7 protein-coding genes are annotated in these 13,041 nt (G+C 70.4%); 2 read left to right on the top strand and 5 right to left on the bottom strand.

Translation table 11 applies throughout. From position 1 onward, the window contains the following. Positions 1 to 35 precede the first annotated feature (35 nt). The 5 genes from H9652_RS16845 to H9652_RS16825 all read right to left on the bottom strand — a co-directional run bounded on the left by H9652_RS16845 (position 36) and on the right by H9652_RS16825 (position 10,756). On the bottom strand, positions 36 to 5,567 hold the full coding sequence (locus H9652_RS16845) for a ThuA domain-containing protein (RefSeq protein WP_318244234.1): 5,532 nt from the start codon (positions 5,565 to 5,567) through the stop codon (positions 36 to 38). A gap of 161 nt (positions 5,568 to 5,728) precedes the next feature. After that, the gene (locus tag H9652_RS16840; RefSeq protein WP_191797527.1) at positions 5,729 to 6,904 is read right to left on the bottom strand and encodes a Gfo/Idh/MocA family protein; all 1,176 of its coding nucleotides are present in this window, start codon (positions 6,902 to 6,904) and stop codon (positions 5,729 to 5,731) included. Between the two features lie 87 nt (positions 6,905 to 6,991). After that, complete coding sequence (locus H9652_RS16835; protein ID WP_191797525.1) at positions 6,992 to 8,053, bottom strand: substrate-binding domain-containing protein; 1,062 nt, start codon at positions 8,051 to 8,053, stop codon at positions 6,992 to 6,994. A gap of 124 nt (positions 8,054 to 8,177) precedes the next feature. Further along, positions 8,178 to 9,233: an ABC transporter permease gene (locus H9652_RS16830; RefSeq protein ID WP_191797523.1), complete on the bottom strand. Its 1,056-nt coding sequence runs from the start codon at positions 9,231 to 9,233 to the stop codon at positions 8,178 to 8,180. Beyond that, positions 9,230 to 10,756 (bottom strand): sugar ABC transporter ATP-binding protein, encoded by a 1,527-nt coding sequence (locus H9652_RS16825; protein ID WP_191797521.1) that lies wholly within the window; start codon positions 10,754 to 10,756, stop codon positions 9,230 to 9,232. Before H9652_RS16825 ends, H9652_RS16830 begins: the two co-directional genes overlap by 4 nt. A gap of 429 nt (positions 10,757 to 11,185) precedes the next feature. On the opposite strand from H9652_RS16825, the gene H9652_RS16820 reads away from it, so the two are divergent. Next, positions 11,186 to 12,319, top strand: coding sequence for an ROK family protein (locus tag H9652_RS16820; protein ID WP_191797539.1), 1,134 nt, complete (start codon positions 11,186 to 11,188; stop codon positions 12,317 to 12,319). A gap of 17 nt (positions 12,320 to 12,336) precedes the next feature. Further along, a complete protein-coding gene (locus H9652_RS16815; RefSeq protein WP_191797537.1) occupies positions 12,337 to 13,002 on the top strand; it encodes a ThuA domain-containing protein in 666 nt (221 codons plus the stop codon). Positions 13,003 to 13,041: the final 39 nt, after the last annotated feature.

The raw sequence follows: 13,041 nt of genomic DNA, 5'->3' as shown, positions 1-13,041 counted from the left end.
CGCCCCCCCCCCCCCCCCCCCCCCCCCGGGGCCGGTCAGCCGCAGCTCGCCGCGGCGTGGTCGACCGTGTAGGTGGTGGTCCTCCCCTCGGCGTCCGTCGCGGTGACCGTGACCTGTCCGGCGTCGATCGACGCCGCACGGGTCGCGTACGACTGGTGGGCGGACTTGCCCGCCGCGACGCCCGTGAAGGTCTTGGTGCCGTAGGCCGAGCGGACCACGATCGTGACCGGGGCGTCGCCCGAGTTCACGGCCGTGACCGAGAGCGTCACGCGGTTCGCGACGCACTTGGGGGCTGCCGAGACCGTCACGGGGACGGTCTCGCCGGCGGGCACGTCGACCGACTGCGCCGTGACGTTCCCGGCCAGGTCGGTCGCCCGGTACGCGAACGTCACGGCCTCGTCACCGACGGCGACCGGGGCGTCGTACGCGGCCCAGGTCGTCCCGTCGAGCGAGTACTCGACCGACGCGACGCCCGAGACGGCGTCCGTGGCGACGACCTCGACCGTGCGGTCCTCGCGCAGCGTCGCCGCCACGCTCGGGCCGTCGGCGTCGATCTTGACCGCCACGTCGGCGCCCGTCACGTTCTCGGTGCCGGCCGAGGCCCGCACCTTGAGCGTGTGCTCGCCCGGGGCCGCCACGACCACGGGGGCCGTGTACTCGGCCCACGCGCCGCCGTCGAGCTGGTACTCGCGGTAGACCTGCTGGCCGGCCGCACCGCCCGTGGTGGCGACCGTGACGGTCACCGGACCGGTCCACCAGCCGTTCGCGCCCGACGGCGAGGCCGGGTCGAGCGACCCGCTCACCGTGAGCGGCTCCGCTGCCGGGCCCACGACCTTGAAGTGCTCGAAGGTCGCGGTCGCGGAGGCCTGCTGGCCCGCTCCCAGGGCGTACAGACCGATCTTCGCGTCTGCCAGACCCGGGTTGGTCACCTTCTCGGCGATCTCGGTCCACGTCACGCCGTCGGCGCTGTACGAGCCCGTGTAGGTCGTGCCCACCTTGGCCAGACGCAGCCACCACACGCCCTGCGACAGGTTGTTGACGTTGGGCTGCGGGTTGAGGACGGTCGCGCCGGCCTCGCTGCGCATCTCGAGACCACGGTCGACCGCCGCGCCCGGCTGGTTCTTCGTGATGAAGTCCAGCTTGACGTAGTTGTCGTCGTCGCCGTAGAGGATCAGACCACCCTGCTGGTACTGCTGGTCGAACGTCGAGCCGTCGACCTTGGTCTCGACGGTCCAGTCACCGGCGGGCTGGTCCTGCAGGACGATGTTCGGCACGTCGGTGTTGCCCGTGCCGTAGATGTCCGTGGGCGTCGTGTCGATCTCGAGCTTGCCACCGGCTACCCGGAGGCCCGATGCGTCGGGACGGACCACGGAGCTCCAGCGGCAGCCGTCGAGCGACGTCCCCTCGAACTCGTCGTCCGGCCCGGCCGCGGTGGCCGTGTCGTCCGGCGTGATGTGGAACCAGTCGAACTTCGCATCGACCACGTCCGGGACGGATCCGTCGTTCGCGAACGCGACGAGCCCGATCTTCGGGTTCACGAGCCCGTGCAGCGACTTGGTCTCGGACATGGCCGTGAAGTCCAGGCCGTCGGCCGAGTAGTACGCCCGCAGGTTCGACCCGTCGCTCGTGTAGCGCACGTAGAAAGTGTCCGGGAAGTCCGTCGTGATGTTCACGTTGGACGCGGCGACCTCGTTCGGCGTGCCGTTCTCCTCGCGGATGAACTGGAAGACGCGCGAGTTCGGGTTGGCCCCGGTCCCGCGGCCCTGGATGACCATCTTGGCGTAGTTGTCACCGTCGCCCCACAGGAGCAGACCGGCCTGCTGGTACTGCGCGCGTGCCGGGAAGGTGACCTTGGTGGTCGCCGTCCACGGGCCCGAGGGCAGGTCCTGCAGGACGATGTTGGACACCGGTCCCTCGCCCTGGCCGTAGAAGTCCGCCTTGCTCGCGGGGATCACCAGGTGACCACCGGAGACCGCGAGCTTCTGGTCACGACGGATGATCGTGGACCAGCGGTCCTCGTCCACCGCGGTGCCCGTGAAGTCGTCCGAGCGGCCCGAGAAGCACATGACCGGACCGGCCTCGTTGACCTTGATGTTCACGTACTTGACCGTGTAGGCGCCACCGGCGTCGGTCACGCGGACCTGGAGCCGGTAGGTGCCGGCGGCCGTGTACGTGTGCGAGAACTCGGGACCGCCGTCGACGAACCCGCCGCCCAGCCCGTCGTCCCACGCGTACACCAGGTCGGACGCCTCGCCGTCGGGGTCGGTGCCCGTCGCGGTCGCGGTGACCGTCAGCGGGGCCGGACCGACGAGCGTGGGCACGTCGAGCTCGACGTCGGGACGGATGTTGTCCGTCACGCCGCGCCCCTCGATGTCCATCCAGTTGACGTTGATGCCGCCCGAGAGCAGGACGAAGTACAGCGTCCCGCTGCCTTCCGGCACGTTCGTCAGCTGCGTCGACACGTCGCGGTAGACCTGCCAGTCGCCCGTGTTCGGCACGGTGATCCGGCCGATCTCGGGGCCGTCCGCCGCGTCCCAGCGCAGCGAGACCACGCCGTTCGCGTTGGGCGAGGCCACGCGCAGGCTGATCGCCTCGACGTTGGCCAGGCTCACGGGCTCGTGCGCCCACCAGTCACCGGGCTCGACGTAGCCCAGGTTCTGACCGCCGCCCGCGGAGTCCGAGGTGGTCTCCTTCTGGACGCCGGGGGTGCCGCCGGTGCCGATCGAGGTCTCACGACCCGTCGAGGTGTAGAACTCCGACTGGACGCGCTTGGGCTGGAGCACCTGCAGCGCGTTGCCCGTGAGGGGCACGCCGGCGTCGCCGCCGTCGTCCGTGTACGAGCCCTCGATGACCCAGAAGATGTTCGACTCGATGCCGTGCCCCTCGTCGCGAGCGGTCTGGAGCACGCCCTCGCAGCCGTACAGCTCCTCCATGGGGTGCGCGTGCGAGTCGTGGCCGAGCGAGGTGCGCAGCGCCACCGTGGAGCAGTCCACCTCACCGTCGGGGTCGTCGACCGTGATCCGGTAGCGGACCTGGTCGCCCCACTCGAAGAACCCGCCGTTGTCCGGGAACTCGATCTTCACCACGGGCGCCTGGTTGCCGACGACGACCGTGACGTTCGCGACGGCGAGCTTGCCGTCGGAGTCGCTCACCGTGAGCTGCGCCGTGTAGGAGCCGTTCTCGGTGTAGGTGTGGGTCGGGTTCGCCTCGGTCGAGGGTGCGGAACCGTCGCCGAACGTCCACTGGAGCGAGATGGGCTCGCCCGCCGGGTGGCGGGTGCCCTCGGAGGAGAACTGGACCGTCAGGGGCGCGGAGCCGCTCGTCACGTCCGCCTGCGCGTGCGCGATGGGCGACGGGTCGCCCTGGACGTAGTTGACCTTGAAGACCGCGCTCGAGTCGTTGTTGCCACCGAAGCCCGAGCCCCAGTCGATCACGTACAGCGCACCGTCGGGACCGAAGTCGAAGTCCATCGGACGGTCGAACCCGTTGGACGGGTCGAGCACGCCCGGCAGCACCCGGTTGATGTCGACGATCTGGTCACGCTTGTCGCCGTCGAGCTGGATCGAGAACATCGTGCCGTGGTTCCACTCGCCGAACAGCGCCTTGCCGTCCCAGTACGCGGGCCACTTCACGTCGGAGTCGAGCTCGGGGTCGAACTCGTACACGGGGCCGCCCATGGGCGCGCCGCCGCCACCGATCTCGGGGAACTGCGGGTTGGCCGCGCCGGTGTACCAGATCTCGGCGGCCGTGGCGGCCGGGAGCTTCTGGATGCCCGTGTTGTTGGGCGAGTCGTTGGTCGCGCCCGCCGCGCAGTCGAACGACGCACCGGACTGGCCGGTCGCGAAGTTGTAGTCGATGTAGGACGTGTTGGCGCCGGTGCAGTACGGCCAGCCGTAGAAGCCCGGCTCGCTCACGACGTTCCACTCGACCGCGCCACGAGGACCGCGGGCCGGGTCGGCCGCCCCCGAGTCGGGACCGTAGTCACCGACCAGGACGTTGCCCGAGGCCGGGTCGAGACCGATCCGGAACGGGTTGCGGAAGCCCATGGCGTAGATCTCGGGGCGCGTCTTGTCCGTGCCCGGGGCGAACATGTTGCCCTCGGGGACCGTGTACGTCCCGTCGTCCTGCGGCGTGATGCGCAGCACCTTGCCGCGCAGGTCGTTCGAGTTCGCCGACGAGCCCTGCGCGTCGAAGTTCTTGCGACCGGGGCGCTCGTCGGTCGGGGTGAAACCGCCCGACTCGAACGGGTTGGTGTTGTCCCCCGTGGCGAGGATCAGGTTGCCGTCCTCGTCGAAGATCATGTCCCCGCCCGCGTGGCAGCACGTGTCGCGCTGCGTCGCCACGGTCAGGAGCTTCTTCTCGCTCGCGAGGTCGAACGTCTTGGACGCCGTGTCGTACGTGAAGCGCGAGATCCGGTTGTGCGGGCCGTCCGACCCGACGTTCGCGGGCGACCAGTAGGCGTAGAGCCAACCGTTCGCGGCGAAGTCCGGGTCGAGCACCAGGCCCAGCAGCCCGTCCTCGTTCGCCTGCGTCACGTTCAGCGTGAGCGCCGTCGAGGTGACGTTGGCGTCGTGGTCGATGCGGCGGACGCGGCCGTCACGCTCGGCGTAGAACACCGTGCCGTCGGGGGCGACGTCGAGCATCATCGGGTTGCTCGTGTCCTCGTCGAGCGCGACGCGCTCGAAGCTCGCGCTCTGCGTCGCGTTGCAGTCCGAGTCGACGACGCCCGCGGCGGTCTGGATGCCGCCCAGCAGGTGCTCGACGAAGTTCGGCTCGGTGTAGCTGGCCTGCGTGTGGCCGCCACCGGTGTACCAGGAGCGCCCGCCCTCGTAGGTCTGGCACCAGGCGATCGGGTGGTCGGAGCCCATCTTGGCGCTGCCCGCGTCGTAGGACGTCTCGTCGAGGCTCGCGAGCACGTGCACCTTGTCGCGCGGGCTCGTGCGGAAGTTGTACCACTCGTCGTGCCGGTCCCACCGGGACGGCAGGTGCGCGGTCGAGGGGTGGACGCCGTCCTCGACCTTGATCGTGGCGTCCTGGTTCTGCGGGTGGCCGGAGAAGTAGGCGCCCACGAGGCCGCCGTACCAGGGCCAGTCGTACTCGGTGTCGGACGCCGCGTGCACGCCGGCGTAGCCGCCACCGTTCGCGACGTACCGCTCGAACGAGGCCTGCTGCTCGGTGTTGAGCACGTCGCCGGTCGTCGAGAGCCAGATCACGACCTCGTACTGCGCGAGGTTCGCGTCGTTGAAGTCGGCGGCGTCCTCCGTGACGTCGACCGTGAAGCCGTTCTCGGTGCCGAGCTTCTCGATCGCCGTGATCCCGGCCGGGATCGCGTCGTGCCGGAACCCGGCGGTCTTGGAGAAGATCAGGGCGTCAAAGGGCGCCGCGGCGGCCTCCGGGGCTGCCGCGACGGACGCGGCGGGCTGGACGGAGCTGAGGGAGGCGCCCCGGTCAGCGGCGAATGCCGCCGCCCCGGTCGCCATGGACAGTGGGAGGGCCACCGCGGTAGCGGCGACGGCCGCGACCGTGCGCATCGTTGCGCGCGGTGCTCTCCAGAGCACGTTTCTCACCAAGGACTCCTTGTGATGATGGGACAAGGGTGCTGCGCTCCGGGGCGACGACGGCATCGGCCATGACCCGTCGTCGCCGGTGACGGACCTGCTCCGCCGGGCATCTCGCACCACGTTCCACGTGGCTCTCCCGCCGGTCCGGCGGGACGGTCGACCTCCTCTCAGATCTGCTGCCAGTCGCTGTCGGACGCAGCGCTGCGCTCGACGGCTTCGAGGATTCGCTGGACGGCCAGGCCGTCGGCGAAGGACGGGGTGGGCTGGGTGCCGGCCGCGACGTCGCGCACGAGGTCGACGGCCTGGTGCGTGAACGCGTGCTCGTAGCCGAGGCCGTGGCCCGCGGGCCACCAGCTCGCGATGTACGCGTGCTGCGGCTCGGTCACGACGATCCGCCGGAAGCCCGCGACCTGCGGGTCGTCGGACGCGTCGAAGAAGTGCAGGACGTTCATGTCCTCGAAGTCGAACGCCACGGAGCCGCGCGACCCGTTGATCTCGAGGCGGATCGCGTTCTTGCGACCGTAGGCGAAGCGGGTGGCCTCGAAGACCCCCAGCCCGCCGCCCGTGAGCCGCGCGAGGAAGACCGCGGCGTCGTCGACCGTGACCGGGCCCTTCTCGGTGCCGGCGGTACCGGACAGTCCCGAGAAGCCGGTCGCGATCGGGCGCTCGTCGACGAACGTCTCGAGGATCCCCGAGACTCCGGTGATCGACTCGCCCGTGATGAACTGCGCGAGGTCGATGATGTGCGCCCCGATGTCGCCGAGCGCCCCGGACCCCGCCTTGGTCTTGTCGAGCCGCCACGAGAGCGGCACGTTCTCGTCGGCGATCCAGTCCTGGAGGTACTGGGCGCGTACGTGGCGGATCGTGCCGATCCGGCCGTCGACGACGAGCTGGCGCGCGAGCTGGACCGCGGGGACCCGGCGGTACGTGAAGCCGACCGTGGAGAGCACCCCGCGCTCGGCCGCCGCCTCGGCGGCAGCGACCATGAGCTCGGCCTCGGCGACCGTGTTGGCCAGCGGCTTCTCGCACAGCACGTGCTTGCCGGCCTCGAGCGCCGCGATCGCGATCTCGGCGTGCGTGTCGCCCGGGGTGCAGATGTCGACCAGGTCGACGTCGTCGCGCGCCACGAGCCTGCGCCAGTCGGTCTCGACGTCTCGCCAGCCGAGCCTGTCCGCGGCGGCGGTGACCGCGTCCGCGTTCCGGCCGGCCAGGACGCGCATCTCGGGCGCGAGCGGCAGGTCGAAGAACCGCGGTGCGGTGCGCCATCCCTGCGAGTGGGCAGCCCCCATGAACGAGTACCCGACCATGCCGATCCCGAGGGTCGGGTGACCGTCTTGCGCCATCTCAGGCACTTCCTTTCGTGGTGGACGCCAGGGGGGGGCGGGGGGCGGGGGCGACCGGCCCGCCCGTGACGACGGGGTGGGACGTGCTCAGGACTGGAAGGCCGACGGCAGGTACTCGTCGACGTTGTCCTTGGTCACGACCGGCGCGTAGAGCTGGATCTGGCGCGGGACACCCATCGAGGCGAGGTCGCTCATCGACTTGCCCTGGACCGCGAGGCGGGCGAGCTTGACGCCGTCGGCGGCCTGCGTGGACGGGTAGACGACCGTGGCCTGCAGGACCGTGTCGCCCGCCTTGATGTCCTCCATGACGTCCTTCGAGCCGGCGCCGCCGACCATGAAGAACTCGTCACGGCCGGCCGCGTCGATCGCGGAGAGCACGCCGATGCCCTGGTCGTCGTCGTGGTTCCAGATCGCGTCGATCTTGGGTGCGGCCTGGAGGAGGTTCGACGCGGCCTGCTCGCCGCCCTGGACGGTGAAGTCGGCCGCGACGCGGTTGCTCACGTCGAGCCCGCAGCCCTCGAGCGCGTCGGCGAAGCCCTTGCTGCGGTCCTGCGTCAGGGGCAGCGAGTCGATGCCGGCGATCTCGGCGACGACGGCGTCCGGGTTGTCGCCGAGCTGCTCGCAGATGTACGTGCCGGCGCTCACGCCCATGCCGTAGTTGTCACCGAGGACGGTGGCGCGGGCGGCGAACGGGCTGGAGAACTCGCGGTCGACGTTGATGACCGTGATCCCGGCCTCCATGGCGTCGGTCGCGACCTCGGTCAGCGCCGCGCCGTCGAACGGCAGGATGACGATCGCGTCGACGCCGTCGTTGATGAAGGTCTCGATCTGGCTGATCTGGAGGTTGACGTCGTTGGTGCCCTCGGCGACCTTGAGGTCGACGTCGTCGTACTTGGCGGCCTCGGCCTGGGCGGCCTTGGTGATGGCCCCCATCCAGCCGTGGTCGGCGGCCGGGGCCGAGAACCCGATGACGACCTTGTCGCCCGACGCGTCGTTGTCGGACGACGCGACCGGGGCGGCGGCGGCGCCGGTCTCCTCGGCCTCGGGGGTGTTCGAGGTGCAGGCCGAGGCGAACAGCGCGACCGAGGTGAGAGCCACGGTGGCGAGGGTCAGACGGCGACGCACCGAGGTGCGGGTACGAGCGGACATGAGGATCTCCCTTGATTCTGGTCCTGCTGGTGCTGGTTGGGACGTGCTGGGGTCCGGCCCCGGGGGGCGGGGCCGTGGTGCGGTCGTGCGGTGCGGTGGTGCGAGAGGCCCCGACGGCGGGGCGTCAGGCGGATCTGGCGCGCGAGGCGAATCGCTGCTGGAGGAGCACGGCGACCACGATGATCACGCCCTTGGCGACGGCCTGGGCCGAGGTCGACATGTTGTTCTGCGTGAAGACGTTGGTCAGCGTGGTGAAGATGAGGACGCCGAGCACGGTGCCGACGATCGTGCCGCGACCGCCCACGAGGAGCGTCCCGCCGACGACGACCGCCGCGATGACGTCGAGCTCGTAGAACAGGCCGTTCGTCGAGGAACCGGCCGTGGTGCGGGCGAGCATCATGACGGCCGCGATGCCGGTCGTCAGACCGACCAGTCCGTAGAGGTACATCGTGTGGCGCTTGACCTTGATGCCCGCGAGCCGGGCCGCCTCGGGGTTTCCGCCGACGGCGACCGTGCGGCGGCCGAACGTCGTGCGGTTGAGGAGGAACCAGCCCGCGACGGCCACGACCGCGAACATCCACACGAGCACGGGGACGCCGAGCAGGTCCGCGCGGAAGAACTCGAGGAACGCGTCGACCTCGGTGACGCGCTGGGTCTGCCGGTTGGAGATCATCTCGGCGAGGCCGCGGGCGCCCACCATCATGGCGAGGGTCGCCATGAACGCGACGACCTTGCCGTACGCGACGAGGACACCGTTGATCAGGCCGCACGCCGTGCCGACCGCGAGCGCCACACCGACCATGACGATCCAGTGGGTGTCGGCGGCCATGGTCTGGGTCGCGAGCGTGCTCGCCCAGACCGTGGCGAGCCCCATGACGGACCCGACGGACAGGTCGATCCCGCCGCCTGTGATGACGAAGGTCATCCCGATGCTCAGGACGCCCAGGACGGCGGCCAGTCGCAGGATCGTCAGCAGGTTGTTGACGTTCGCGAAGTTCTCCCCCGCGGTCGCGTACCCGACGATGCACAGCGCGACGAGCGCCACGACGAGGCCGATGTTCCGCCCCACCGATCCACTGAACAAATTGCGGCGCGACCGTCTGCCGTCGTGCACCTCGGAGCTCGGGGCGTGCCCCGGTCCGTCCACGACGGCGGCGCGAGCCACCTCCTGCTCGCTCATGCGGCACTTCCTTCCATGACGAGGTCGAGCACGCCGTGCTCGTCGATCGAATCTGCTGGGCCTTCGTGCACGACGCGTCCCTCCGAGATCACGAGGACACGGTCGGAGAGACCGAGCACCTCGTCGATCTCGCTCGAGACCACGAGCACGGCCGCACCGGACGCCGCGAGGTCGCGGATCAGTGCGTAGATCTCGGCGCGCGCCCCGACGTCGACGCCCCGGGTGGGCTCGTCGAGCAGGAGGACCCGGCACCCGTGCACGAGCCAGCGCGCCAGGAGCGCCTTCTGCTGGTTGCCGCCGGACAGGGTCCGGGCGTTCCGCTCGACCCCGGCGGGGCGCAGGTCGAGCGAGACGGCCTGCTCCTTCGCCGCCGCCCGCTCCGCCCTCTCGTCGAGGAAGCCCGCCTTCGCGAAGCGAGCGAACGTCGAGAGCGTGATGTTGCGGTAGACCGGTTCGTCGAGCAGCAGGCCCTGGCTCTTGCGCTCCTCGGGGCACAGGCCGATGCCCGCGTCGACCGCAGCGGCGACCGAGCCGCCGCGGAGCTTCTTGCCGCCGACCGCGACGGTCCCCTGGGTCGCGCGACGCGCCCCGTAGACGGTCTCGAGGATCTCGGACCGGCCGGAGCCGACGAGCCCGGCGAAGCCGAGGACCTCACCGGCGCGCACCTCGAAGGAGACGTCCGCGAACTTCCCCTCGAGCCCGAGCGACTCGACCGCGAGCAGCACGTCCGCCTCCTCGGCGACGGGCTCGCGCCCGGGGAAGACGTTGTCGACCGCGCGACCGGTCATGAGCTTGATGAGCTCGGCGGTCGGCGTCTGCGAGACCGCGAGGTTCTGCGCGACCGTGCGCCCGTCCTTGAGGACCGTGATCCGGTCGCCGATCGCCCGGATCTCCTCGAGGCGGTGCGAGATGTAGACGATCGCGACCCCGCTCCCGGTGAGCTGGCGGACGACGCGGAACAGGTTCTCGACCTCTTCGCTGTCGAGCACGGCGGAGGGTTCGTCCATGACGATGACCCGTGCGTCGTGCGAGAGGGCACGGGCCATGGACACGATCTGCTTGCCCGCGGCGGACAGCTCACCCACCTCGCGGTGGGGCGAGATCTCGGGGTGCCCGAGGCGCTTCATGAGCTCACGCGTGTTCCTGGCCGCCGTCCGCCGGCTGGAGAAGCCCGCGGTCGACAGCTCGTGCCCGAGGTAGATGTTCTCGGCGACGGTCAGACCGTCGACGACGTCGAGCTCCTGGTACATCGTGGCGACCCCGAGCTTGAGCGCGGCCACGGGGTGCGGGATCGTGACGACCTCGCCGTCGATGAGGATCTGCCCCTCGTTGGGCTGGTGTGCACCGGCGAGCACCTTGATGAGGGTGGACTTGCCGGCACCGTTCTGTCCGAGGAGGCAGTGGACCTCTCCGGGGAGGATGTCGAGATCGACGCCGTCGAGTGCTCGGGCGCCGGGAAACTGCTTGACGATGCTCCGCATCTGCAGGAGCGGCCGGGTGGGCTGAGGGTCTGCGTTGACCATGTGGGAGAAACTAACCGACCTTTTGACGGCGGTCAAGCAGAAGGTCCTGATCTTTCGCTTCGTTACCCCACCGTGACCGACAAAAGTGGGCATGACCGTCCGAACCGCCGAGGGGAGCCGGCGGGTGACCCACGTCACTCACGTACCGCTGCGGCACTGCGCGACGAGCGGTGCATAGAGGAGGAAACGGTCGAACGACAGGGGTTCCAGGGTCTCGACCGGCGGGGCGCGAGCTCCCGCAGGGCTCCGGCGACGTTGCCGCAGCAAACCACACGCTAGGTCGGCTTTTGTCGATCGTCAAGCAAAAGCCGAAGATCGCAGTACGCTAGACGGATTGTCACCACTGCGTAGCAACGAGAGGCTCCGTGATACATCGTGCCCACCGAGGAACTGCTGAAGTTCGCCCCCCGCCCGACCGGCGCCGGGGACATGTTCCAGCTGCTCCGCGACGGCCAACCCCGTACGCGGGCTGACCTCGCCGCGATCACCGGGCAGGCGCGGTCCACGATCGCCGCCCGCATCGACCTGCTCATGGCCTCCGGGCTCATCGCGCCCGCGGGCGAGGCGAGCTCGACCGGCGGCAGACCGCCCGTGACGTTCGCCTTCAGCCCCGGGGCACGCATCGTGCTCGCCGTGGACCTTGGCGCGACGCACGCGCGCCTCGCGGTCACGGACCTCGCGTCGAACGTCCTCGCGGAGGTCGACGCCCCCCTCTCCATCTCCGACGGCCCGGAGAACGTCCTCGCCTGGGTCGCCGAGACCGGCGAGAAGCTCATCGCGACGACCGGTCGCGACCTCAAGGACCTGGTGAGCGTCGGCGTCGGGCTCCCCGGCCCCGTCGAGCACTCGACCGGACGCCCCATCAACCCGCCCATCATGCCCGCGTGGGACGACGTCGACGTGCCCGCGATCCTCAAGCGCACGTTCGACGCCTCGGTCCTCGTGGACAACGACGTCAACATCATGGCCCTCGGCGAGCACCGCACCGCGTGGCCCGGCGTCAGCGACCTGCTCTTCGTCAAGGTCGCCACGGGCATCGGCGCGGGAGTCATCTCGGACGGCGAGCTGCGCCGCGGCGCCCAGGGAGCGGCCGGCGACATCGGCCACATCGCCGTGCCCAACGCGACGGACACCCCGTGCCGTTGCGGCAACATCGGCTGCCTCGAGGCCGTCGCGAGCGGCCAGGCCATCGCCGGCGCCCTCAAGAAGGAAGGGCTCGAGGCCGCCAACAGCGGCGACGTCGTGTCCCTCGTGCGCGGCGGCGACCTCATGGCCAGCCACGCGGTACGCCAGGCAGGGCGCGACATCGGAGCCGTCCTCGCCGCGTGCGTGAGCCTGCTCAACCCCTCCATGATCGTGGTCGGCGGCGTCATCGCCGACGCGGGAGAGCACCTGATCGCGGGCATCCGCGAGATCGTCTACCAGCGCTCGCTGCCGCTGGCCACGCAGCACCTGCGCATCGTCACGTCCCAGGCCCGGGGCCAGGCGGGCGTGCTCGGTGCGAGCGCCATGGCGATCGATCACGTACTCTCTCCCGCAGCGATCGATGCCCTGATCGCGTGAGCGCCAACGGAGGACTCATGAGCGTGCCGGACCGTCGGGCCCTGATCGTCCGGGGAGGATGGCCAGGCCACTCCCCCGAGGAGAGCACCGACCTCTTCGTACCCTTCCTCAAGGAATCGGGCTTCGACGTCGTCGTCGAGTCCTCGCTCGAGGTGTACGCAGACGCCGAGTACATGGCCGGCGTCGACCTGATCGTCCAGTCCTGGACCATGGGCGAGATCCTGCCCGACGAGATGCGCGGCCTGCGCCAGGCCGTGACCAACGGGACGGGTCTCGCGGGCTGGCACGGCGGGATCATCGACTCGTACCGCATGGCGACCGACTACCTGCAGATGCTCGGCGGCCAGTTCGCCGCGCACCCGGGCGACCTGGTCGAGCACACCGTCGAGATCGTGCCCGAGCACGCCGAGCACCCCATCGTCGCCGGCGTCGGACCGATCACGCTGCGCTCCGAGCAGTACTGGGTGCTCGCGGACTCGCTCAACGAGGTCCTCGCGACCACGACCATCGAGCCCACCGCCGACTCCCCGTGGCGCTCCCCCGTCGTCTCGCCCTCGATCTGGACCCGCCAGTGGGGCGAAGGACGCATCTTCGTGTGCGCGCCGGGGCACCAGCTCGCCGACCTCGAGATCCCCGGGCTGCGCACCGTGATCGAGCGCGGCCTCCTGTGGGCCGCCAGGTGACGCTCCCCCGCGCCTAGCAGGCGCGGGACGACGCACGGT

The sequence above is a fragment of the Oerskovia rustica genome, assembly GCF_014836555.1.
Taxonomy (GTDB): Bacteria; Actinomycetota; Actinomycetes; order Actinomycetales; family Cellulomonadaceae; genus Oerskovia; species Oerskovia rustica.
The sequence above is the reverse complement of the archived record's forward strand: the minus strand, read 5'-3'. Positions and strand labels throughout refer to the sequence as shown.